We start from the raw sequence: 21,901 nt of genomic DNA on the forward strand, positions 1-21,901 counted from the left end.
CCTGCGGAGCGAGGCAGGGCAGGAGCGGACGCGCCGGCAGCCGTTCCCTGGGCCGCCATTAGACTCGACGTCATGGCTGATGAATCCAGGAAGCCGTCGGTTGTTCCGGCGGTATCTCCGGCACCCAAGCGGGCCGCACACCGTCGGGCCGCCGATCACACTGCTGGCGCCGCCACTGGACTCCGGGCCGGCCGGTGCAGGTGAGAGCGCACGCCATCCGGGCCGCATTCAGTTCGCGTCTGTGGCCGATCCCGGTCTTCGCCGTGGCATTGGCCGTAGCGTCTGGTGTCGGGCTGCCGGCCCTGGACGCTGTGGTCGATGACCGCCTGCCGGAAGTTCTGCAGGTGTACCTCTTCAGCGGCGGGGCGGAGGCCGCCCGGTCCGTGCTGGAAGCCATCTCCGGGTCGCTGATCACCGTCACTTCGCTGACGTTCTCCCTCACCGTTGTTACCCTGCAGCTGGCCAGCAGCCAGTTTTCCCCCCGGCTGCTCCGCACCTTCACCAGTGACAGCTTCGTTCACTGGACCCTGGCACTTTTCCTCGGGACCTTCGCCTACTCTCTCACCGTCCTGCGCAGTGTCCGGAGTGGCACGGCGGGCGGGACCGAATTCGTGCCTGACATCGCGGTGACCGTCGCGTTCCTCCTGGCCATCGCCAGCGTCATCGGCCTCGTCCTCTTTTTGGCCCACCTCACCCGCGAAATCCGCGTAGAGACGATGATGCGGAACGTCCATTCTGAAACCGCCGCCACGATCGAGCGCGTACTTCCAACACACCCGACACCGACCGCGGGCGCAGCCGCCGCTCCTGGCGAGCCCACCGCGTCGGGCGGACAACGGGTCCTGGCCCCGTCGTCGGGCTTCCTGAATATGGTCGACGAAGCGGGGCTGGCCGCGGCGGCCCGGGAACGTGGCGCCGTGGTCCGGATCGATGTGTGGGCGGGGGACTCCCTGATAGCCGGTGTTCCGTTCGCCACGGCCTGGGCTGGCGCCGCACGGGAGCCGTTCACGTCCGCAGAGCTTGAGGACCTCACCCGGCAGCTGGCCGACGTCGTGACGGTGGGCTTTGAACGGACGAATGATCAGGATCCGGTTTTTGGATTCCGGCAATTGGCGGACGTCGGAGCCCGGGCACTCTCACCGGGCACCAACGACCCCACGACGGCCGTGCATGTCATTGGCCACCTGTCCAGCCTGCTGTGCATGCTGATGGAACGGGAGCTCCGCGACCACTTGGTCCAGGATGCGGATGGCCGGGTCCGGGCCATCGTCGCTCGACCCGGCTTTGACCATTTCCTCGCCACCGCCGTGTCGCAGATCCGCCACTACGGCATGCAGGACGTGGAAGTCGGCTTACGCCTTTTGACCCTGTTCGAAGAGGTCAACTGGTGCAATCACCTCGGCGCCCAGCGCCATGCCCTGGAGTCCCAACTGGCGGAGCTGCGCGAGAGCATCGAGCATCACCAGTACACGAGTACCGAAAAACACGCCCTGGTTGACCGGTTTGACCAGGTGCGGTCCGCGGTGGCCGCAAACGCACGCTGACCTATCAAGGTGGTTTGCAGAGCACTAACGGCTTTCGGTCCGGCCGCCCGGGACGGCCTGGCGGCGATCTACTAGGCTGGTGGGGTGAGGATAGACCTGCATGCCCACTCGAATGTTTCCGACGGTACCCAAGCGCCCGGGGCGGTGATGGCCTCCGCCGCGGATGCGGGCCTCGACGTCGTCGCGCTGACCGACCATGACTCGACGGACGGCTGGGCCGAAGCTTCCCTCGTTGCCCGCGGGCACGGCGTCGCGCTGGTTCCCGGGATGGAAATTTCCTGCCGGACGACGGAGGGCATCAGCGTCCACCTCCTCTGCTACCTGCACGACCCGGCGCACCCCGGGCTGCTGGAGGAAATCACCAAGGCCAAGGATGCCCGCTTCACCCGGGCCGAGCGGATGGTCAGCCTGCTCGCCGAGGACTATCCGCTGAGCTGGGACGACGTCATCCACCACGTAGCGCCGGGAGCCACCCTCGGCAGGCCGCACATTGCCGATGCCCTCGTCGCCGCGGGTGTGGTCGCGGACCGCAGCGAGGCCTTTGACTCGATCCTGACCTCGCACTCCCGCTACTGGGTGCAGCACTATGCTCCGGATCCCGCGCTCGCCGTGGAGTTGGTCCGCGCCGCTGGCGGGGTTCCGGTGTTCGCGCACCCGGTAGCGTCATCCCGCGGCCGGATCGTGGGGGAACGGATCTACCGGGAGATGATCGAAGCCGGGCTGGCGGGACTGGAAATCGACCATCGGGACAATCCGGAGGAGGGCAGGACCTTCTTGCGCAAACTTGCGGACCGGCACGGGCTGCTGGTCACCGGATCCTCCGACTACCACGGCGCCGGGAAACCGAACCTGCTGGGGGAGAACCTCACAGCGCCGGAAGTCCTGGCCCGAATCGAGGAGATGGGAACGGGGTCCTCCGTGGTGCGCTGAGCGGGCAGGTCGATACCCCGCCCGATTCGCTATCAGTTTTGGTTCCCAGCGGGCCGGAATAGGCTCTCGGAGTGCTAGCGCAACCGGGATCAGGTGCCCGGAAAGGCGCTGAAGCTGGCGTGCGGGGCGAGCCGCTTGGCCATCACATCAATGGCCGGCTGGTTCTGGTCCACGCAGACGAACCTGCGGTCGAGCTTCGCGGCCACGGCACCGAGGGTGCCGGAGCCGGCGAAGAAGTCCAGGCACCAGTCACCGGGTCGGCTGGAGGCCGCGACCACACGTCGGATCAGCCCCTCGGGCTTCTGCGTCGGGTAGCCGGTCTTCTCCTTGCCCGTGGGGGACACGATCGTGTGCCACCAGACGTCGGTGGGCAGCTTGCCGAGCTCACGCTTGGCTGGGGTGACGAGTCCCGGCGCCATGTAGGGCTCCCGGTCCACTTCTGCGCTGTCGAAGTGGTACTTCGCAGGGTTCTTGACGTAGACGAGGATGTTGTCGTGTTTGGTAGGCCAGCGGTATTTGGCCCGGGCCCCGTAGTCGTAGGCCCAGATGATTTCGTTCAGGAAACACTCGCGGCCGAAAATGGCGTCCAGCATAACCTTCGCGTAGTGGACCTCACGGTAGTCCAGGTGCAGGTACAAGGTGCCGTCATCCGCCAGGAGCCGCCATGCCTCCAGCAGCCGCGGTTCCAAGAACGTCCAGTAGTCACTGAACGCGTCGTCGTACTTGTGCAGGGCGCCCTTGATGGTGTCGTAGGAACGGCCTTTGAACCCGACGCGGTCGCCCGCGCCGCCGGCATTGAGCACCATCTTGGTTTCCTGGCGCTTCTGGACCCTGCCCGTGTTGAACGGGGGATCCACGTAAATGAGTGTGAAGGCGCCGTCCGGCAGCGTTGGAAGGTACACCGCGTTGTCCGCGTGCACCACCAGATTGCTGCCGTCCGGCGCCCAGACGGTGTCAGCCATAAAGGGGTTAGGCCTCGGTGCTGCTGGCCGGAGCCCCGGCCTGCGCCTCGCCGGCCACCACTTCGCCGTTATGGCGGCGGGTGCGGGTGCGGCGGCGTGCGCGGGTGGCACGGTCCACCTCGGTGGGCGCGCTGGCTGCGGCCTTGGCCGGAGCCTCGGCTGCGGGGCCCGTGGTGGCGTCAGCCTCGGCGGGACGACGGCGGCGCTCGCCCGAGCGTCCCGCGTCCTTGCTGCCGGCGCTGGCACCGCCGCCGCGACGGGTATCGCGGCTGCCGTCCCGGCCGCCGCCGGTGGTCCGGCCGCCGTCGCGGCTGCCGCCACGGGGACCGCCCGAGGTGCCGGCGTCGCGTGCGCCGCTGCGGCCGCTATCACGACCACCACTGGTCTGCCCGCTGCGTGCGGTGTTCTTCTTGCCGGTCTCGCCCAGGTCCTCGAGGAGTTCGGCGTCGACGCCGGCCAGTACCCGCTTATCGCGGGGCAGCCGGCCCTTGGTGCCGGCGGGGATGTCGAGCTCCTCGAACAGGTGAGGCGAGGAAGAGTACGTTTCCACCGGCTCGGGAACGCTCAAGCCCAGGGCCTTGTTGATCAGGCCCCAGCGGGGCATGTCGTCCCAGTCCACGAAGGTCACGGCCGTACCCTTGTTGCCGGCGCGTCCGGTGCGGCCCACCCGGTGCAGGTAAATCTTCTCGTCTTCAACGCACTGGTAGTTGATGACGTGCGTGACGTCATCGACGTCGATGCCGCGCGCGGCCACATCGGTGGCGACGAGGACATCGACCTTATTGTTGCGGAAGGCGCGGAGGGCCTGCTCGCGGGCGCCCTGGCCGAGGTCGCCGTGGATGGCGGCGGCGGCAAAGCCGCGGTCCACCAGTTCCTCGGCCACCTTGGCGGCGGTTCGCTTGGTCTTGGTGAAAATGATGGTGCGGCCGCGGCCGCGGGCCTGCAGGATCCGGGCCACTACCTCGATTTTGTCCATGCTGTGGGCACGGTAGATCAACTGCCGGATGTCGCGCTTGGTCAGACCCTCGTCGTCCGGGTCTGCGGCACGGATGTGGGTGGGCTTGGTCATGTAGCGCCGTGCCATTGCGACGACCGGGCCGGGCATGGTGGCGGAGAACAGCATGGTCTGGCGGACGTCGGGGGTGCCCGCGATGAGGGTTTCGACGTCAGGCAGGAAACCGAGGTCCAGCATCTCGTCGGCTTCGTCGAGGATAACCATCTTGACGTTCTTCAGGACGAGGTGCTTTTGCTTGTAGAGGTCGATGAGGCGGCCGGGGGTGCCAACGACAACCTCGACGCCCTTCTGCAGCGACTCGACCTGCGGCTCGTAGGCACGGCCGCCGTAAATGGTGGTGATCCGGGCGTTGCGCTTGCTGGCGGCGTTCTGAAGGTCGTTGGCAACCTGGACAGCCAACTCGCGGGTCGGCACAATCACCAGCGCCTGCGGGGCGCCCGGCGCGGGGAGCTTGTCATAGCCTGCGTCATCGGGCCCGACGACGCGCTGCAGCGCCGGGATGCCGAAGCCAAGCGTTTTGCCTGTGCCCGTCTTAGCCTGGCCGATGATGTCGTGGCCTGCCAGGGCGACCGGCAGGGTCATGGCCTGGATCGGGAAGGGGTGGGTGATACCGGCGTCGGACAGGGCTTCCACGATGTCGGCGCGGACGTTGTAGTCGGCGAACGTCTTCTCCGCGATCTCGTGCGGCTTTTCATCCGAGATAATGGTTTCTTCGGGCTCGATCGTTTCCGTTCCGGATTCGTCAGTCAGAAGCTGGTGCGTGTGCAATTCACTCACTAGGGGAGTTTCCTTATTCATTTGGGCTGCGCTGCTTGCTCAACGGGGCAGGCCGGGGGGCCGTTCCGGAGCACGCTCGGGCGCGCAGGCAATTCCAGTGGAAGCCGATCGCGGGCTATCAATTGCTGGCACTGGTGACCAGCGGGTCTGTCTCAAGATCGCGTAGGGGCGGGCTTGTTGAATTCGAAAATCATGGAAATCAACGACCGGGCATCCATATCTACCTCTCCAGTCTAGCCGCACACAGCCCGGAACCTCGACGGACACCCCCGGCGAAGCGCGGAGACCGCGTCCGGTACTCAGTCCACCAGCTCAAGGCGCACTTCGCGGGTGGCGATGTCTGAGGAGACAATCCGGACCCGGACCTGGGTGCCGGGTTCCAGCTCGCCAGGGCAACGGGCTGTCACCGCGGGCTCCGCGATCTGCACAATGCCGGCGGGACCGTTGCCGTTGCCCTGTTTCGTGCCGGCAATTCCATTGCCGTTCTTGCCATTGCCGTTCTTCCCGTTCCCGTTCTTGCCATTCCTGGCAGGCTTGGAACCGGAAATCACGACGGCGTCGAACTCTTGGCCAACGTGGTTGACCAACAGCGCCGCCTCGACCGTGTCGAGGGAGAGGCGTTCCAGCCGGGCTGCCAGCTGGTCGGATGCTGCCATGATCGGGGGAAGGGACGGCAGCGCTTCGCGTGCCCAGGCGGGAACCGACGTGCCGTTACTGAGGGCCTCGCAGATCACCAGCACAAAGCGGTCCACCAGGCGGCGCAGCGGCGCGGTGGAGTGGGCGTAGGCGGCGCCGATGGCGGCCTGGATCTCCGCCCCGGGCAGGGTTCCATCAAACGGGGTGTAGCCCGCGCCGCGGAAGAGCATGCCGGCCGAATGCACGATCGCCAATTGCCGGGGATCTGTCGGGTCGAGGGTGCGGAGGTAGTCGCCGTAGCTCGTTTCGCCGTCCCAGGGTTTGCCCAGGGCGCGGGTCTGGCGGTGGAAATGCGCCAGGGAGGCTTCATCCGGTGCGGGCATGGTGCGCAGGATGCCGACTTTCCCCTGGAGCATGATTTCCGCGGCCGCCATCCCCGTCATCAGCGAGATTTGGGCGTTCCAGTCCTCCACCGGCAACGGCGGGGCAGCCACAATCCGGTAGCCGCCGTCGGGCAATTGTTCGATTTCCTGCTCCGGCATGTTCAGGCTGGCGCCGCCGCGGAGCCGTTCCAGCTCCACCCGTTTGATCCCGACTTCCTTGAGGAGCTGAAGCACGGGTGCTGCGGTTCCGGCGTCGAGGTCGGCCTGCACCCCGGCATAGCTAAGCTTGGCGCGGCTGCGGACGGCGGCGCGGCGCACCAGCACCGAGCACACTTCGGCGGAGGCGTCCAACTCGAATTCCCAGACAAACGCCGCACACCGCTGCCCGGCCAAGAGACTGCCGGCCTCTTCGCTGATGACCTCCGGGTGCAGCGGAATCCGGCCGTCCGGAGTGTAGAAGGTTTGGCCGCGGCGGCGGGTCTCGGCGTCGAGCGCCCCGCCGGGGATGACAAAGGAGGGGACATCCGCGATGGCATAGAAAACTCTGTACCCAAATGCGGAACGATCAATGAAGAGTGCCTGGTCCAGGTCGGTGGACGATGCGGGATCAATTGTCACGAACTCGATGTGGGTGAGGTCGAGATCGAGAAGCTCGTGGCCGGCGACCGCCTCTTTGGCCTCCCGCAGAGCGTCCTCGGGAAAGGGGCCCGGCAGTTCCAGCGTGGTGCGCAGCGCGCTAAGCGCCTCGGCGAGTCGGTTCTTCTGCTGGTGGACATTCGGGGTCAGACGATGATGGGACACGAAGAACAGATTAGCTTCAATTGCGCCATTAGTCTTGGATCATGAGCACATCCCTGGCTGATCCTGCCCGTTACAACACCTTCCTGAGGGATCTCCTCGGGGTGATGGCTTACGGCGAACTTTCGGCCTTCGAACGGCTCTCTTCCGACGCCCGGTATTCACCCACCCTGCATGACCGTGCGGTGCTGGGCCGGATCGCCGTGATCGAGTTCCAGCACTACGAACTTGTCAGCGCCAAACTCGACGCCATGGGCCTGGACGCAGAAGCCGCCATGGTGCCGTTCCAGCCGTCCGTGGACCACTTTCACGAACGCACCCGGCCGGCGGACTGGTACGAATCCCTCATGAAGGCGTACGTGATCGACACTGTCTCCGCCGATTTCTACCGCGCCATTTCCCGTTACGTCGACGCCGGGACCCGCGCCCTGGTCGAGCAGATCCAGGTCGACGCGGAGGCTACCGGCGTGCTCCGGGAGCGTCTGCGCTCCGCCCTCGCCGATGACCCCCGGTTGGCGTCGCGGCTGGCCCTCTGGGCCAGGCGCCTCCTGGGCGAGGCACTGACCCAGGCGCAGCGCGTCAGTTTCGAGCACGCCTTCGTCGGCGGACTGATCGGCGCGGACGGCGAGCAATCCAAGGAACTGGTCCGCGAGTTGATGCGGGAACTCGCGGCAAACCACTCCCGCCGGATGCTTCAGCTCGGTTTGGCCGGCTGAGCGGACAGCCCGGCCTATCTCTCCGGGGCCTCAAGGGCGGCCAGCAGTGTCCTGGCGGCCTCAGTGGGGTCGTTGGCCTCGGTAATGGCGCGGACCACCACGATTCTGCGGGCGCCGGCTTCGACCACCCGCTCCACATTGCCGGCATTAATGCCCCCGATCGCGAACCAGGGCACGACACCCGCGACCTTTCCCGTGGGCTTGCCGTCGACGGAAATTTCGGCCCGACGGATAGCCTGCGCCGCATACCGGACCAGTTCGAGTCCGACGGCGGCGCTCCCTGGCTTCGTGGGGGTTTCCCACACGGGCCCGACGCAGAAGTAGTCCAGGCCTTTGCGGCCGGGGGCGGCGGCAATGGCCTCGTCCACTTGGACCGGGCTGTGAGTGGACCGGCCAATCACAGTGGCCTTACCGAGGAAGTCCCGTGCCGCCTGGAGGGTGAGATCCTTCTGCCCAATGTGGAACACGGGAGCCCTGGACAACGAGGCGAGGTCCGCCCGGTCGTTGACGGCCCAGAGCCGGCCGTGCCGGTGCGCCGCCTGGTGCAGGACCTCCAGGAGCTCCAGCTCCTCGGCCGCATCCAGCGATTTGTCACGCAGCTGGATGATGTCCACGCCACCGGCAAATGCCGCGTCCACGAAGTCAGCGAAGTCGCCTCGGTCCCGGCGGGCATCGGTGCAAAGGTAGAGGCGCGCAATGGTGTGGACGGCGTCCGGGCTCATGCTCCCAGCCTAGTTCCTGTCCGCAGGGCACCGCGGACAGGAACCTGCCGCTTTCCTGCCGGCACGGACACCGCGGATCACCCCGGACGCCGGCTGCCGGCACGCCACCCCGGACGTCGCCCCGTGAGCCCGGACCCTGCCCCGTGAGCGAATGCCGTTCGCAATAACAGGGGGTTAAACGCCCGTGACCACGCACCCGTCCGGGTGGTGGTCACGATGCGCAGGTCACGGCGCCGGGTTGGCGGTCAGGCGCGAAGGATGCCTGTCAGCCTGGCGGTGTCCCGGCTGGTGCGGGTTTTTCCCAGGTACAGCACGGCGGCGACCGCCGCGGCCGTGCCGAGAACAATGGGCAGCACCCACGGGATCCAGGTCAGCCCCGGCTGGTAACCAAACCCTGCGGCCATGAAGACAATCCGGCCCAGCATCCCGACCGTCAGCGCCACTCCGGCCGGCACTGCCATGCCGTACTTGGCATGCCGTTTGTCGTTGGCCCAGACCACAAAGCCTGCCGCCACGGTCGCCAAGGCAACCACAATCAGGGAAAGCATGTTCTGACTCCTCACGAATCGGGGGCTGTCCGTTACACAGCCGGGACGGCTGCGGACGGAGATCGAGGGCGTAGTGGAGAGCGCCGAAACCTAGAGCGCGCCGAAACCGACCCGGCGCACTTCCTCGGCGCCGATTTCTACGTAACCCAGCACGTTCGCGGGAATAATAATCTGGCGGCCCTTCTCATCCGTCAGCCGCAGCTCGGTGCCGTTCGCTATGGCCTCGCCTACGACCTTGGCTACGGCGTCAGCCTCCTGGGACGATTCCAGGACAATTTCGCGGCCGATATTCTGAATGCCGATCTTTACTTCCACAGCAAGGCCTCCCAGCCAATCAAGGTTCTTCGGGTGTTATCTCTATTTGTAGTCTAGGTTTCCTTGGGGAAGCGGGAGATTCCGCGCCAAGCTAAACGGTAGATCAGGTCACTGGCTACATCGAGGTCCAGATTGCCGTCCGTTTCCAGCCAATACCGGGCACTGACCTGCGCCATTCCGGCAAGCCCGCGGCCCAGCAGTTGGGATTCCAGTTCAGGTAACTTGGTGTCCTCGGCGATGACGCGGGCGACGGCGTCTGCGAAGGTCTTGTTGAAGGCTTCCAGCCGGGCGCTGACGTCGGCATCGTTGACGAGGTCCGACTCGAAGACGAGGCGGTGGGCCTGATCATCACTGGCGATGAAACGGAAGTAGGCGCGCATGACGGCCTGTACGCGTTCGTCGTTATCCGTCGTGGAGTTCAGGGCACCCAGCAACAGCCCGATCAGTTTGCTCAGCTGGCTGTCCAGCAGCGCCATATACAGATCACGTTTTGACGGGAAGTGCTGGTACAGGACGGGCTTGCTGACATGGGCGGTCTCGGCAATTTCGTCCATCGCTGCACCGTGGTAGCCGTTGGCAACGAAAACCTCCTGGGCCGCCGCCAGCAGCTGGGCCCGGCGTTCATCACGGGGAAGCCGCGCCGAACGCTGCCCGCCGCGCGCCGGTGCGTCCGGTGACTTTCCGGCGCGACCCCGCTCAACCGGTGCCTGATGAACCACTGTCGGCCTTCTTTCGCTTGCAGTTACGTCCACTTTACGTGCCGGTAATATGACCTGGCGGTATCTTCGGGCATAGATTGAAGTATGGCTTCCAAGTTCACCCCCGACGCAGCACCCGCAACCCCGGAAACGGCGTCTGGAGTGCCCGGACCGCTGGTGGCACCGGCCGACGCCCTGAGCCCGGATGAGGTGCAACGCTACTCCCGGCACCTCATCATTCCGGAGATCGGCTCGATCGGGCAACGCCGCCTGAAAAACGCCAAAGTCCTCGTCATCGGTGCCGGGGGGCTCGGCTCGCCCGCCCTGCTGTATCTGGCGGCCGCCGGCGTGGGCACCCTGGGCATCGTCGATGACGACACCGTGGACTTGAGCAACCTTCAGCGACAGGTACTCCACGGCGTCGCTGACGTGGGACGGCTCAAAACTGAATCGGCCCGGGACGCCATCGCCGCCCTTAATCCGCTCGTGGACGTCCGGTTACACAACGTCCGGCTGGATGCCTCCAACGCCTTGGAACTCTTTGCCGGCTACGACCTCATCCTCGACGGTGCCGACAACTTCGCCACCCGCTACCTCGTCAACGACGCCGCGGCGATCCTCGGCAAGCCCTACATCTGGGGTTCGATCTTCCGCTTCGACGGGCAGGTCAGCGTGTTTTGGGAACAGTACGGGCCCACCTACCGGGACCTTTACCCGGAGGCGCCGCCCGCGGGTTCGGTGCCGTCCTGCGGTGAAGGCGGCGTATTCGGGATGCTTTGCGCGGCCGTCGGCTCCCTCATGGTGACCGAGGCCGTCAAGCTGATCACTGGCGTCGGTCGTTCACTGCTGGGCCGGGTGGCTCTCTTCGACGCCCTCGGCGGGACTTGGCGGGAAATCCGGGTTTCCCGCGACTCCGAGGCCGTGCGCATCACGGAGCTAACAGATTATGAGGCCTTTTGCGGCATCACCCCTGCCGCCGAAGCGGGCAAGGAGCACACGGTGACGGCGACGCAACTGGCAACGATGCTGGCCTCCCGCACCGCCGGGCTCAGGGATTTCGAACTAGTGGACGTCCGGGAAACCGGGGAACACGAGATTGTCCGGATCGAAGGGGCGGTGCTCATTCCGCAAGGCCGGATTCTGGCCGGTGAAGCCTGGCAGGAGTTGCCCCAGGACATGGATATTGTGTTCCACTGCAAGGCCGGAACCAGGTCCGCGGCAGTCCTCGCGGCCGCACGTGCCGCCGGCTACGAGCGCGTCAGCCACCTCGACGGCGGAATCCTTGCTTGGGTGCGTGACGTAGAGCCAGAAAAACCGGTCTACTGACCCGCCGATACATACCCTCTGGAAAGGCCACCCACATGAGCGATGAGAAGAAGATGACACCGCAGCACAAGATCGGCTCCGGCTTCGGGCGGGACTCTACCGCGGCAGACGTTATAGCCGGAATTGACCTGCACGGTAAGACTGCGGTTGTCACCGGCGGCTATTCCGGCCTGGGACTGGAAACCGTCCGGGCGCTGGCGTCAGCGGGTGCTGCCATAGTGGTGCCGGCCAGGCGGCCGGATCATGCCCGCGAAGTCCTGGCCGCGGCCGGTCTGGCGCCGGGTGTCCCCGGCGGCGACGTCAGTGTGGCCGCGATGGACCTGGCCGACCAGGCCAGCGTGAAAGCTTTTGCCGCCGGCTTCCTGGCCTCGGACCTCCTGGGCGCGAGCGGCAGCCTGGATCTCCTCATCAACAACGCTGCGATCATGGCCAGTCCGGAGCAACGCGTCGGCCCCGGCTGGGAGTCGCAGTTCGCCACTAACCACCTGGGACACTTTGCCCTTGCCAATCTCCTCTGGCCTGCGTTGGCGGCCGGGTCCGGAGCCCGGGTCGTGGCACTGTCATCCACCGGGCACAAGCTCTCGCCGGTCCGTTTCAACGACATCAACTTCGAGAGCGGCTACGACAAGTGGCAGGCGTATGGGCAAGCCAAGACAGCCAATTCTCTGTTTGCCGTGCAGCTGGATGCGCTCGGCAAAAATTCCGGGGTCCGTGCCTTCGCGGTTCACCCGGGCGGAATCATGACAGAACTCCAGCGCCACCTGCCCAGGGAAGAGATGATCGCCTCCGGCTGGATGGACGAGGCGGGAAATGTCGACGCGCGTTTCAAAACCCCCGCCCAGGGCGCAGCGACGTCCGTCTGGGCCGCCACGTCACCGGCGCTCCATGGCATGGGCGGCGTCTACTGCGAGGACTGCGACGTTGCGGAGCCCACTGTCGTGGGCTCGCCCGAGGCCAGGGTCCGGGGTGTGGACGCCCACGCCGTGGACCGCGCCGATGCCGCCCGGCTGTGGACGCTTTCGGCGGAGCTGACGGGCATCGACGCGTTCGGCAGCTAGCTTTCCGGGTCCAGGGACGGAAAGCTGCTTCAGGCCGCGGGTTGGTACTTTGCGGGTAGAGGGTCGGCGGGGTGTTCCTGGTCGGGGTCCGGGCCGGGGTCCGGCGGCAGTCCCGTGTCCAGCTCCGCGTCTAGGTTCCAGCCCTGTTTCTCGGGCGGTGGCGGGTTCCAGCCCGGATCGTCGCCTCGTGGCGGGTTCCAGCCCGGATCGTTGCCTGGTGGCGGGGTCCTGCCCGGATCCTCGTCCGTCGGCGGGGTCCTGCCCGGATCGTCGCCTGGTGGCGGGTTCCTGCCCGGATCGTCGCCTGGTGGCGGGTTCCTGCCCGGATCGTTGCCTGGCGGCGGGTCCCAGTCCAAGTCCGTGTCGTGTTCCTCGTCCGCGGGCGGTGTCCGGCCCTGGCCCTTGTCCAGTGGCGGCCCCGGGTTCGTTTGCGGGTCCGGGGTCTGAGCTGCCGGCGACCCCCGGTCCGGGGGCTGGGTCAGGGCTGCGAGGATGGCCGGCCAGGGCGGTGGTTCCCAGTCCTGGGATTCGCTGGGGTACCGCCGTCCCATCGGGGACGTCCATCCGGGCGGGTGGTCTTTGCTGGCCCCGGTGGGTGTCCAGGCCGAGGCGTGTTTGAGGTGGTGGTGTTTGCGGCAGGGCTGGCCGAGGTTCGTGATCCCGGTCGTGCCGCCGTCGGCCCAGGCCAGCAGGTGGTCCGCCTCGTTATCCAGGGAGGCGTTGTTACAGCCCGGGAACGGGCACTTCCCGTCCCGGAGCCGCAGCCAGCGCCGCTGGGCTCCGGTGAGCCGGTAACTGCTCCGGCCGATCTCCAGGGGTGCACCGTCGCGGGGGTCGATCAGGACCCGGTGGAAGGAGCCGGCTCCTTCTGCGATCAGGCGCCGGGCCATGGAGGGCGGGATCGGACCGTAGCCGTCCAGGGTGGCGGGCTCTTCGGTGGCGCCCAGCAGGGACAGGACGGGGACGGTGATCAGGACCTGCGCCCGCGGCGACGGCACACCCCATGTCCCCGCAGCACCCACACCCCCGCTACCCGCACCCGGACCGCCCGCAGCGCCGGGGTCGCCGGCGTCGCCGGTGGTGGTGCCCGCCAGGAGCCAGGCCGCGGTGATGTCGGCGCGGAGCTGGGTCAAGGTCCTGGTCTCCGCCGGGCCCTGGAGGGCGCGCGCGGCGGTGGTGGCCCGGTCCCAGGCCGCGGACGCGGTCACGGCCGGGAGGTAGGCCGAGAACCAGGCCATGCCGTCCCGGTCCGGGCTGAACTCCACCCGCCGGTCCGCGACGCAGGTAGCGTGCCGGGCCTCGATACTGACCGGGTGGTGGCGTTCGCGCCAGGTCCGGGCTTTGGCCCGGAACCGGCCCGGGACGAGGTCCCCGGCCGGGCAGCCCCGGGCCGGGTTAGGCGCCGCGGGATCCAAAAAATGCGCTTCCAGCCCGGCCGTCCCTCCCCGGTCCAGGCCGGTGGTCTCCCCGACCATGACCCGGGCGTGCTGCCAGGACAACTCCCCGGCCTGCAACGCCGCCAGCGTCAACGGCAACCCCGAGCACAGTGCCCGGGACTCACAGATCAAGGCCCCGGCAGCGCGTTCGCTGACCGTCAACACGCACGCGACCTCCGCCACGACGGCCATCTCCCACGCGGTGCGCTGCTGCGGCGAAACCGCCGGCGGGGCCAGCGCCTCCGCGGCCCGGACATACTCACCGGTCAACCTGACCTTCACCGCCGCGGCCCCAGCCTCCAACCGCGCCACCTCAGCCAACCCCTCCAGACACGCATCCGCGACGTCCCGCAACGGATCCCCACCCACACCGTTGGCAGACGCTGAGTCCCGCCCCGCACCGCCCGGATCCGCGGAACCCGGCCCGCCACCGGACAGGCCCGCCCCGAAGATCGCGGCAAGCGCCGCAACAGAACCGGCGACGGCACCCACCGCCTCCACGCACTCCCCGCTCAAAGCTTCCCCGCTCTTCACACTTTCAGACTAAACCGGGGCACCGACAATCCTGATCCAACCGCAAGAGAGCGGCGAGGGAGGCGGTGTGTGGACCACACGTGGAAGTGTTTCACTCGTTGAGTAGGTGCCTCCATCGGCAGGGAACCGAGGACGGCAGGCCGAAACTGGCACTTCATGGGTCTAACCGCGCACTAAGTTCCGGCCATGCCTGCGGCGTCGGCCAGCGCTGGAAAATTGCCGGACCGGCCGCGGCTCAGACCCAGCGAAACGGCCTGCTTAAGCGGTCTCCCGCGCGCCACCCAGCGTCTGATGGTCAACCGGGCACTCAGCCACGGCGGCCGGCACCGAGGGCTGTTCCACCGTGATGCCGTAGAGCGCCTCGAGGGCGGCAACGTAGTCTTCCTGCTGGCCGTTACTTGCGAGCTCGCGGGCTCGGACCGTGGGAACGTGGAGAAGTTGCTTGACCATCCGGCGGAGCGCGAATTCGACTTCTTCCGCTGCGGCGGTGCAGCCGTGGCGGGCCCGGACCTTTTCCATCTCCGCGTCGAGGACGTTCATGGTGTGCCGGCGGAGCGCGACGATGGCGGAGTCCACCGAACGGGCCTCACGCTCCTGCTCGAACGTGCTGGCCGCACCAGCCACAATCGTGCTGGCCTGGGCCAGCGATTCGGCCTGCTCCTGCGGGGCGGCCAGCCGAACGGATTCGAGCGTCAGCAGTTCCACGCCCTCGAGCCCGCCGATGGCAGGATCAAAATCGTGAGTGAGAGCCAGATCGATGGCGATCAACGGCTGCTGCGAATCCGCCCGCACCAGGGCCAACTCCGCAGCCTCGACGCGGGTGTCGGCACCACTGCAGCCGATCAGGACGTCGGCGGCAGCGACCGCGGCCGGGAGGCTTTCCCCATCGAGTGCGGTCCCGCCGCGGGTACTGACGAAACCGGCAGCCCGGCCGGAGGAGGAGTATACCGACACGTCCGTGCAGCCCCGCTCACGCAGCAGCGACATGGTGGCTCCGGCGTAGGCCCCGGTGCCGAACACCACGACTTTCTTCGTGGACCAGTCCGGAACCTCGGAAAGCTCGGTGGCGAGATCCAAGGCAACGGAGACCACTGACAGGCCCCGGGCTCCCAGTGCGGTCTGTGCTCCCACGTCCTTGGCGGTCTTCGACGCCGCTTGGAACAGCCGGACGAGGCCCGAACTTGCTGTGCCTTCGTGCTGGGCCGTGATGAGGGCGCGGCGCACCTGACCGGCGATTTCGCGCTCACCAACGACGGCAGAGTCAAGGCCGGAGCTGACAGAGAAGAGATGCCGGGTGACGTCTGCGCCTGTGTGGGTGTTGAAGGACCGGGCGACGAGCTGTTCGTTGAGGCCGGTGGAGCCGCTGAGCTGGCCGATAAGGGCCGCGCGGGCGTCTTCGACGTCGTCCGGGCGGGCGGCCTCACCGTAAATCTCGAAGCGGTTGCAGGTGGAAAGCACAATGGCACCCGTCACGGCCGGTGAACCGGCAAGGGCGGATGTGGCGAGCTCTGAAGCACCGGTGCTCAGTTGAGCAACGGTCTCGAGGTCGATGTCGGCGTGGGTCGCCACCAGAGAAAATAGAACCACAGCAGGTCAAGCATAGCTTTTTCGTGCCCGCGTAGAACAAATTTCCCCAGTGGAACCGGACACGCCCGACTGTGATTCCGCTCACCACCCGCCCGGTAGGTGGGTGTGCGGGCGTCCAGCGTTATCTTTTAGGCCCGATTTTCGGCACAATCAAAGGCATGACTCCTCGCGCTGCGGCAACTCCTGATCTCTCCGGCCTCGACGCAGGGCACCCGTTGATGGACGGGCGCACCGCGGATTCGCCGCTCATCACCGCCTACCGCGGCGGCAAGCCCTCCCGCCGTCCGGTGTGGTTCATGCGCCAGGCCGGCCGTTCGCTCCCTGAGTACCTCAAGGTACGCGAGGGGGTCGCGATGCTGGATTCCTGCCTGCGCCCCGAGCTGGCGTCCGAGATCACCCTCCAGCCCGTGCGCCGCCACGACGTTGACGCTGCCATCTTCTTTTCCGACATCGTGATACCGCTTAAGCTGGCGGGCGTCGGCGTTGACATCGTTCCAGGCGTGGGGCCCGTGCTGGAGAAGCCTGTCCGCACGGCAGCCGATGTTGCCGCCCTGCCCCAGCTGACCTGGGAATCCCTTGAGCCCATCCGCGAAGCCGTCCGGCTCACCGTGGCGCAGCTGGGCAAGACCCCGCTGATCGGCTTTGCCGGCGCACCTTTCACGCTCGCGGCGTACATGGTGGAAGGAAAGCCCTCCCGCGACCACCTCGGACCGCGCACCATGATGCACGCCGACCCGGAGACCTGGACGGCCTTGGCAAACTGGGCAGCGGACGCCTCGGGGTTGTTCCTGCGCGCGCAACTGGCAGCGGGAGCCTCCGCCGGCCAGCTGTTCGACTCCTGGGCCGGTTCTCTGGGCCTGGCCGACTACAAGAAATTCGTCGCTCCAGCCTCCGCGCGTGCCTTGGACCACGTCCGGAACCTCGGTGCCCCGCTGATCCACTTCGGCACCGGGACCTCGGAACTGCTTGTTGCCATGCGCGACGTCGGTGTCGACGTTGTCGGGGTGGACTACCGGTTGCCGCTCGATGAAGCCAACCGCCGGTTGGGTGGCACGGTGCCGCTGCAGGGCAACATCGACCCGGCACTCTTGTCCGCACCCTGGGAGGTTCTGGAAGCCCACGTCCGGGCGGTGATCGCGGCGGGCGCCGCGGCCCCCGGCCACGTGCTGAACCTGGGTCACGGCGTGCCGCCGGAAACGGATGCGGCCGTGCTCACGCGCGTCGTCGAACTCATCCACTCGATTTCCCCGGAGTAGGCGCATGGAGGCACCCCGCGGCGGCGCTGCGGAGAATGCACCGCAGACCGCGGTGGTAGTGGGTGGTGGCATCTCCGGCCTGCTCGCGGCCCGGGCTCTGGCCAGGGCAGGCATCCGCACCACGGTGCTAGAGGCCTCCGAAGCCTGGGGCGGCTGCGTCGGCAGCCACGTTGTGGCCGGCCTGACCCTGGACAGCGGTGCCGAGTCCTTCGCGACCCGTTCCTCCGCCGTCGCAGACCTCGCCACCGAGTTGGGTCTCGCCGCCCAGATCGTCGCACCGCAGCCGGGCGGGGCCTGGGTCCAGCTGCCCGAGGGCCCACGCGAACTGCCCCGCACCGGAGTTCTCGGCATTCCGGCGAACCCTTGGGATCCGGAAGTCCGCCGCACCCTCGGCCTTTCCGGAACGCTCCGGGCATCGCTCGACAAGCTCCTGCCAGCCAACATCGGCACCACGGCAGAGGCCACGAGCGTGTCGGCTCTGGTCCGCACCCGGATGGGTCGCAGAGTACTGGAACGGCTGGTGGCCCCAGTCGTCGGCGGGGTCCACTCCGCGGATCCGGACGTCCTCGACGTCGACATGGTGGCACCGGGCCTGCGCTCCGGCATCAAGGAACATGGCTCCCTCGCCGCCGCCGTCGCTGCGCAACGGCGCGGCGCCCGGGCCGGCGGCGCCGGGGGAGAGGGCGCCGCGCCGCCGGCACTGCAAAAGGCTGGATCCGCCGTCGCCGGGCTGCGCGGCGGGATGCACACCCTCATCACCGCCCTGCTGACCGAGGCCCGGCGCGGGGGCGTGACGCTGCTCAATGGCACCAAGGCCGACTCGGTGGAGCGGACCGCCGACGGCTGGCGGGTCACCTCCGGAGACACAGCGCGCGACGCCGGGCTGCTGGTTGTCGCCGTGGACGGCCCGGCCGCCGTCGGGCTGCTGTCCGGCGCCCTGCCGGAACTTGCCGGCCTCCGCCCCGAGGCCGGACCCGACGTCAGCCTCGTCACCCTCGTGGTGGACCTGCCCCGGCTCGACGCCCGGCCGCGCGGCACCGGTGTCCTGGTCGCACCGCAAAGCCTGGGGATCCAGGCCAAAGCCCTTACCCATGCGACCGCCAAGTGGCAGTGGCTGCTGGACCAGACCGGTCCCGGAACCCACGTCGTCCGGCTCTCCTATGGACGCGGAGATGCCCGGCACGGAGCCACGGCTCGGCCCGAGCCCGGCTCCGAGGCAGAACTGTTCCTGGCCGCGCTGCAGGACGCCTCAGAGCTGCTGTCCGTTCCGCTCACCGCCGGGGATGTCATCGACTGGGATGTGGTGCGCTGGGGCGGCGCCCTGCCCTTCGCATCGCTGGGGCACAAGCGCCGGGTCGCCGAGGTTCGCCGTATCTGCGCGGCGGACGGCACGCTGGCCGTGGTGGGTGGATGGCTGTCCGGCAACGGCCTGGCCGCGATCGTCGCTGATACGCCGAACCAGGTCCGGCGCCTGATCGCCTGAAGGGTGCCGGCTGCCCGGCCGCTGCCTGCCGGGCAGTGTAATCCCAGCGGCTCACACCGGCTCGAATGTGAAATAAAGCACTTCTACGGCTTGTAGAAGTGCGTGATTTCGACTTAGCAGGAGCAAGGGGGCAGACTGGTATCTATGAGCCACACTTCTGCCGAAACTGTCACTAAAACTGCATCAGCCAGCGAAGAATCAGGCGAGCAGTTCTTCACACTCTGGACGGTTTTCAAGCGGACCGCCGGCGTTCTCCGCAGCAGCGAGGCTGCCGGGGAATTCGAGGCGCTCACGGCCCGCCTGGCGGAAGCCGGCGTAGTCCACCGCGGCAGCTACGACGTCTCGGGGATGCGAGCCGACGCGGACATCATGGTCTGGCTGCATGGTTCCGAGCCCGAAGCCCTCCAGCGAGCCGTCCGGGACATTCGCCGCAGCAAACTGTTCACCGGCACCGATATCGCGTGGTCCGCCATGGGCGTGCACCGGGAGGCCGAGTTCGCCAAGAGCCACACTCCCGCTTTCTCCCGCGGCGTGGAACCGGCAGAGTGGCTCTGCGTCTACCCGTTTGTCCGTTCTTACGAGTGGTACCTGCTCCCCGACGCCGAACGTGGCGCAATGCTCCGGGACCACGGCCTGCTGGGCCGGGACTTCCCGCAGGTCATCGCCAACACGGTGTCCTCCTTCGCCCTTGGCGACTGGGAATGGATCCTCGGCCTGGAAGCCCCCGAACTCGTGGACCTCGTGGACCTGATGCGCCATTTGCGCGCCACTGAAGCCCGCCACCACGTCCGCGAAGAAGTCCCGTTCTACACCGGCCGCCGGGTCAACGCAGCCGAGATCGCCGAGGTCCTCTCATGAGTCCGCTGAATCCCCAAGACGCCCACACCGCCGTCAACGAGGTCACCCAGGCGGGCCGGATGGCCCCCAAGGCCTACGACGCCGTGCTCCTGGCCTCCTTCGGCGGCCCGGAAGGTCAGGATGACGTCCTTCCGTTCCTGCGCAACGTCACCCGCGGCCGGGGCATCCCGGACGAGCGCCTCGAAGAGGTATCGCACCACTACCGCGCCAACGGCGGGATCAGTCCGATCAACGCCCAGAACCGGGAGCTCAAGGCCGGCATTGAGTCCGAACTCGCCACCCGCGGAATCGAACTCCCGGTCTTCTGGGGCAACCGCAACTGGGCGCCGTACATCCCGCAGACCCTCCAGGACATGTACGACGCCGGGCATCGCAAAGTCCTGATGATCACCACCAGCGCCTACTCCTGCTATTCCAGCTGCCGCCAGTACCGCGAGGACATCGGCATCGCCCTGACGGACACCGGTCTCGACGGCAAGCTTGAGGTGGACAAGGTCCGCCAGTACTTCGACCACCCCGGCTTCGTGGAGCCGTTCGTCGAGGGCACCGCCGCCGGCCTGGCCGACGTCCGCGCCCAGCTGGCCGCCGCAGGCACCCCGGACGCGCCGGTGCACATCCTGTTCGCGACCCACTCGATCCCCACCCGCGACGCCGAAGCCGCCGGCCGTTCCGAGGGCGAACCGCGCCACTTTGATGAGGACTCCGCCTATGTGGCCCAGCACCTCGCCTCCGGCACTGAAGTCATCCGCCGGGTGGAAGCCGCCACCGGTGACACCGCACCGTGGACCCTTGTCTACCAGTCCCGCTCCGGCGCCCCGCACGTGCCGTGGCTTGAACCTGATATCAACGACGCCATCGAAGAATTGGCCGGCCAGGGCGTCAAAGGCATTGTGATCGTGCCGCTGGGATTCGTCAGCGACCACATGGAAGTAGTTTGGGACCTCGACACCGAGGCCCTGGAAACCTGCGCAAACCTGGGTGTTGCTGCAACCCGCGTCCCCACGCCGGGTACGCACCGCAAGTTCGTCGCCGGACTCGTGGACCTGATCAGCGAACGGACTGCAACGAACAATATCGCCGACCGCCCGCACCTGACCAAACTCGGGCCCTGGTACGACGTCTGCCGCCCGGGCTGCTGCGCCAACTTCCGCGGCGAGAAGCCCACTATCGCGGGAGCCGATACCACCATCGGCACCGGCCATGACCCCTACCCGGCGACCGCCGCTGCCACCACCGCGTCGGCGGCGGATCAGGACACACCGTGAGCGTGCGGATCGGTACCCGCGCCAGCAAGCTGGCGCTCACCCAGACCCAACAGACCGCGGACCAGCTGACCGCCGTCGGCGGCTTCCCGGTGGAACTGGTCCACATCCGGACCGACGGCGACGTCCTCACCGGATCCCTGTCCCAGATGGGCGGCACCGGCGTCTTCGTCGCCGCCCTTCGCGATGCCCTGCTGCAGGATAAATGCGACGTCGCCGTGCACTCGCTCAAGGACCTCCCTACCGGGGCGGCTCTCGGGCTGACACTCGCGGCTACACCCAAGCGGGTAGACGTCCGTGACGTGCTGTGCGCCCGCGACGGACTCAAGCTCGCGGACCTGCCCGCTGGAGCCACTGTCGGCACCGGCTCGCCGCGGCGCGCCGCCCAGCTCCGGGCCGCCCGTCCGGACCTGGACATCCGCGATATCCGCGGCAACGTGGACACCCGGCTCGGGCGGGTCCCCGGCTTGCCCGGGAACAGCACCGACGCCGTCGTCAACGGCAAAAGCTGCGACCTCGACGCCGTTGTGCTCGCCGCCGCCGGATTGCAGCGGATCGGCCGGCTCGACGCTGTCAGCGAATTCCTTGGGACCGAGGTCATGCTGCCAGCGGCCGGGCAGGGCTCTCTCGCCATCGAATGCCGCTACGCCGACGCGCCGCGCAAGGGGGGCTCCACCGAAGGGTCGCAAGGTGTGCTGGCACAGGCCCTCGCCGCCCTGGATGACCCCGATACCCGGCTGGCAGTCACGGCAGAGCGGGCGCTGCTGGCCCGGTTGGAAGCCGGCTGCGCCGCACCTGTGGGCGCCTACGCCCAACGAAAGGGCAACTTGTTGCACCTCGAAGCAGTGGTCTGCGCCGTTGACGGAACGGCCACTGTCCGGGACGAGAAATCCACGGACGGACTCACCGAGGTCGGGGCAACCCTGCTCGGCATTGAGCTCGCCGAAGTCCTGCTGGCCCGCGGCGCAGCCGACATCGCAGACCTGGCCGCGTCCTGAGCCAGGGATCCCGATACTTCCTGGAAAGGCACGGAGCCGCGGAACGGCGCCGCGCCATC

The 21,901-nt window shown here is 67.6% G+C and carries 19 protein-coding genes; 10 read left to right on the forward strand and 9 right to left on the reverse strand.

The features are described from left to right. Nucleotides 1-200 precede the first annotated feature (200 nt). Both RCH15_RS15690 and RCH15_RS15695 read left to right on the forward strand, forming a co-directional pair. Nucleotides 201-1,544 (forward strand): DUF2254 domain-containing protein, encoded by a 1,344-nt coding sequence (locus tag RCH15_RS15690; RefSeq protein ID WP_326961595.1) that lies wholly within the window; start codon nucleotides 201-203, stop codon nucleotides 1,542-1,544. An 84-nt stretch (nucleotides 1,545-1,628) separates the two neighbouring features. Further along, nucleotides 1,629-2,474 (forward strand): PHP domain-containing protein, encoded by an 846-nt coding sequence (locus tag RCH15_RS15695; protein ID WP_326961596.1) that lies wholly within the window; start codon nucleotides 1,629-1,631, stop codon nucleotides 2,472-2,474. Nucleotides 2,475-2,563: 89 nt separating this feature from the next. On the opposite strand, the gene RCH15_RS15700 is transcribed toward RCH15_RS15695, so the two are convergent. The 3 genes from RCH15_RS15700 to RCH15_RS15710 all read right to left on the reverse strand — a co-directional run bounded on the left by RCH15_RS15700 (nucleotide 2,564) and on the right by RCH15_RS15710 (nucleotide 7,048). Then, complete coding sequence (locus RCH15_RS15700) at nucleotides 2,564-3,436, reverse strand: DNA-methyltransferase (RefSeq protein WP_326961597.1); 873 nt, start codon at nucleotides 3,434-3,436, stop codon at nucleotides 2,564-2,566. A 7-nt stretch (nucleotides 3,437-3,443) separates the two neighbouring features. After that, nucleotides 3,444-5,228 carry a DEAD/DEAH box helicase gene (locus RCH15_RS15705; RefSeq protein WP_326961598.1) on the reverse strand — a complete coding sequence of 595 codons (1,785 nt, stop codon included), beginning with the start codon at nucleotides 5,226-5,228 and terminating at the stop codon, nucleotides 3,444-3,446. A gap of 299 nt (nucleotides 5,229-5,527) precedes the next feature. Next, nucleotides 5,528-7,048: an RNB domain-containing ribonuclease gene (locus RCH15_RS15710; protein ID WP_326961599.1), complete on the reverse strand. Its 1,521-nt coding sequence runs from the start codon at nucleotides 7,046-7,048 to the stop codon at nucleotides 5,528-5,530. Nucleotides 7,049-7,089: 41 nt separating this feature from the next. Between RCH15_RS15710 and RCH15_RS15715 the strand changes: the two genes are divergently transcribed. Further along, complete coding sequence (locus RCH15_RS15715) at nucleotides 7,090-7,761, forward strand: ferritin-like fold-containing protein (protein ID WP_326961600.1); 672 nt, start codon at nucleotides 7,090-7,092, stop codon at nucleotides 7,759-7,761. 14 nt (nucleotides 7,762-7,775) lie between these two features. On the opposite strand, the gene thiE is transcribed toward RCH15_RS15715, so the two are convergent. The 4 genes from thiE to RCH15_RS15735 form a co-directional block, all read right to left on the reverse strand. Continuing rightward, complete coding sequence (thiE, locus tag RCH15_RS15720) at nucleotides 7,776-8,483, reverse strand: thiamine phosphate synthase (protein WP_326961601.1); 708 nt, start codon at nucleotides 8,481-8,483, stop codon at nucleotides 7,776-7,778. Between the two features lie 245 nt (nucleotides 8,484-8,728). Then, nucleotides 8,729-9,031: a hypothetical protein gene (locus RCH15_RS15725; protein WP_326961602.1), complete on the reverse strand. Its 303-nt coding sequence runs from the start codon at nucleotides 9,029-9,031 to the stop codon at nucleotides 8,729-8,731. A 90-nt stretch (nucleotides 9,032-9,121) separates the two neighbouring features. Next, on the reverse strand, nucleotides 9,122-9,346 hold the full coding sequence (locus RCH15_RS15730) for a DUF3107 domain-containing protein (protein ID WP_326961603.1): 225 nt from the start codon (nucleotides 9,344-9,346) through the stop codon (nucleotides 9,122-9,124). A 53-nt stretch (nucleotides 9,347-9,399) separates the two neighbouring features. After that, nucleotides 9,400-10,065, reverse strand: a complete 666-nt coding sequence (locus tag RCH15_RS15735) for a TetR/AcrR family transcriptional regulator (protein WP_326961604.1) — start codon at nucleotides 10,063-10,065, stop codon at nucleotides 9,400-9,402. A gap of 84 nt (nucleotides 10,066-10,149) precedes the next feature. Here RCH15_RS15735 and moeB point away from each other — a divergent pair, with 84 nt between their 5' ends. Next, nucleotides 10,150-11,370: a molybdopterin-synthase adenylyltransferase MoeB gene (moeB, locus tag RCH15_RS15740; protein ID WP_326961605.1), complete on the forward strand. Its 1,221-nt coding sequence runs from the start codon at nucleotides 10,150-10,152 to the stop codon at nucleotides 11,368-11,370. Nucleotides 11,371-11,405: 35 nt separating this feature from the next. Continuing rightward, complete coding sequence (locus RCH15_RS15745; protein ID WP_326961606.1) at nucleotides 11,406-12,428, forward strand: SDR family NAD(P)-dependent oxidoreductase; 1,023 nt, start codon at nucleotides 11,406-11,408, stop codon at nucleotides 12,426-12,428. 29 nt (nucleotides 12,429-12,457) lie between these two features. Here the strand turns inward: RCH15_RS15745 and RCH15_RS15750 are convergent, their stop codons facing one another. Continuing rightward, entirely contained in the window at nucleotides 12,458-14,398 is a 1,941-nt protein-coding gene (locus RCH15_RS15750; RefSeq protein WP_326961607.1) for an HNH endonuclease signature motif containing protein, read from the reverse strand. Nucleotides 14,399-14,656: 258 nt separating this feature from the next. Beyond that, nucleotides 14,657-15,985, reverse strand: a complete 1,329-nt coding sequence (locus tag RCH15_RS15755; RefSeq protein ID WP_326961608.1) for a glutamyl-tRNA reductase — start codon at nucleotides 15,983-15,985, stop codon at nucleotides 14,657-14,659. A 158-nt stretch (nucleotides 15,986-16,143) separates the two neighbouring features. On the opposite strand from RCH15_RS15755, the gene hemE reads away from it, so the two are divergent. The 5 genes from hemE (at nucleotide 16,144) to hemC (ending at nucleotide 21,842) form a co-directional block, all read left to right on the forward strand. Continuing rightward, nucleotides 16,144-17,241, forward strand: a complete 1,098-nt coding sequence (hemE, locus tag RCH15_RS15760) for a uroporphyrinogen decarboxylase (RefSeq protein WP_326961609.1) — start codon at nucleotides 16,144-16,146, stop codon at nucleotides 17,239-17,241. 4 nt (nucleotides 17,242-17,245) lie between these two features. After that, nucleotides 17,246-18,724 (forward strand): protoporphyrinogen oxidase, encoded by a 1,479-nt coding sequence (gene hemG, locus RCH15_RS15765; RefSeq protein WP_326961610.1) that lies wholly within the window; start codon nucleotides 17,246-17,248, stop codon nucleotides 18,722-18,724. Nucleotides 18,725-18,868: 144 nt separating this feature from the next. Then, a complete protein-coding gene (gene hemQ, locus RCH15_RS15770) occupies nucleotides 18,869-19,582 on the forward strand; it encodes a hydrogen peroxide-dependent heme synthase (RefSeq protein ID WP_326961611.1) in 714 nt (237 codons plus the stop codon). Continuing rightward, nucleotides 19,579-20,847, forward strand: coding sequence for a ferrochelatase (locus tag RCH15_RS15775; protein WP_326961612.1), 1,269 nt, complete (start codon nucleotides 19,579-19,581; stop codon nucleotides 20,845-20,847). Before hemQ ends, RCH15_RS15775 begins: the two co-directional genes overlap by 4 nt. Beyond that, nucleotides 20,844-21,842: a hydroxymethylbilane synthase gene (hemC, locus tag RCH15_RS15780; protein ID WP_326961613.1), complete on the forward strand. Its 999-nt coding sequence runs from the start codon at nucleotides 20,844-20,846 to the stop codon at nucleotides 21,840-21,842. Before RCH15_RS15775 ends, hemC begins: the two co-directional genes overlap by 4 nt. The last annotated feature ends 59 nt before the right edge of the window (nucleotides 21,843-21,901 follow it).

Origin of the sequence: Arthrobacter sp. MP_M4 (genome assembly GCF_035984855.1) — a bacterium.
Taxonomy (GTDB): domain Bacteria; phylum Actinomycetota; class Actinomycetes; order Actinomycetales; family Micrococcaceae; genus Arthrobacter.

What these genes read in the sequence shown, in the direction of transcription:
- RCH15_RS15775 (WP_326961612.1), top strand. Translation starts at nt 19,579, where the DNA reads ATGAGTCCGCTGAATCCCCAAGACGCCCACACCGCCGTCAACGAGGTC.
- RCH15_RS15715 (WP_326961600.1), top strand. Translation starts at nt 7,090, where the DNA reads ATGAGCACATCCCTGGCTGATCCTGCCCGTTACAACACCTTCCTGAGG.
- hemG (WP_326961610.1), top strand. Translation starts at nt 17,246, where the DNA reads ATGGAGGCACCCCGCGGCGGCGCTGCGGAGAATGCACCGCAGACCGCG.
- RCH15_RS15745 (WP_326961606.1), top strand. Translation starts at nt 11,406, where the DNA reads ATGAGCGATGAGAAGAAGATGACACCGCAGCACAAGATCGGCTCCGGC.
- RCH15_RS15725 (WP_326961602.1), bottom strand. Translation starts at nt 9,031, where the DNA reads ATGCTTTCCCTGATTGTGGTTGCCTTGGCGACCGTGGCGGCAGGCTTT.
- hemE (WP_326961609.1), top strand. Translation starts at nt 16,144, where the DNA reads ATGACTCCTCGCGCTGCGGCAACTCCTGATCTCTCCGGCCTCGACGCA.
- moeB (WP_326961605.1), top strand. Translation starts at nt 10,150, where the DNA reads ATGGCTTCCAAGTTCACCCCCGACGCAGCACCCGCAACCCCGGAAACG.
- thiE (WP_326961601.1), bottom strand. Translation starts at nt 8,483, where the DNA reads ATGAGCCCGGACGCCGTCCACACCATTGCGCGCCTCTACCTTTGCACC.
- RCH15_RS15700 (WP_326961597.1), bottom strand. Translation starts at nt 3,436, where the DNA reads ATGGCTGACACCGTCTGGGCGCCGGACGGCAGCAATCTGGTGGTGCAC.
- hemQ (WP_326961611.1), top strand. Translation starts at nt 18,869, where the DNA reads ATGAGCCACACTTCTGCCGAAACTGTCACTAAAACTGCATCAGCCAGC.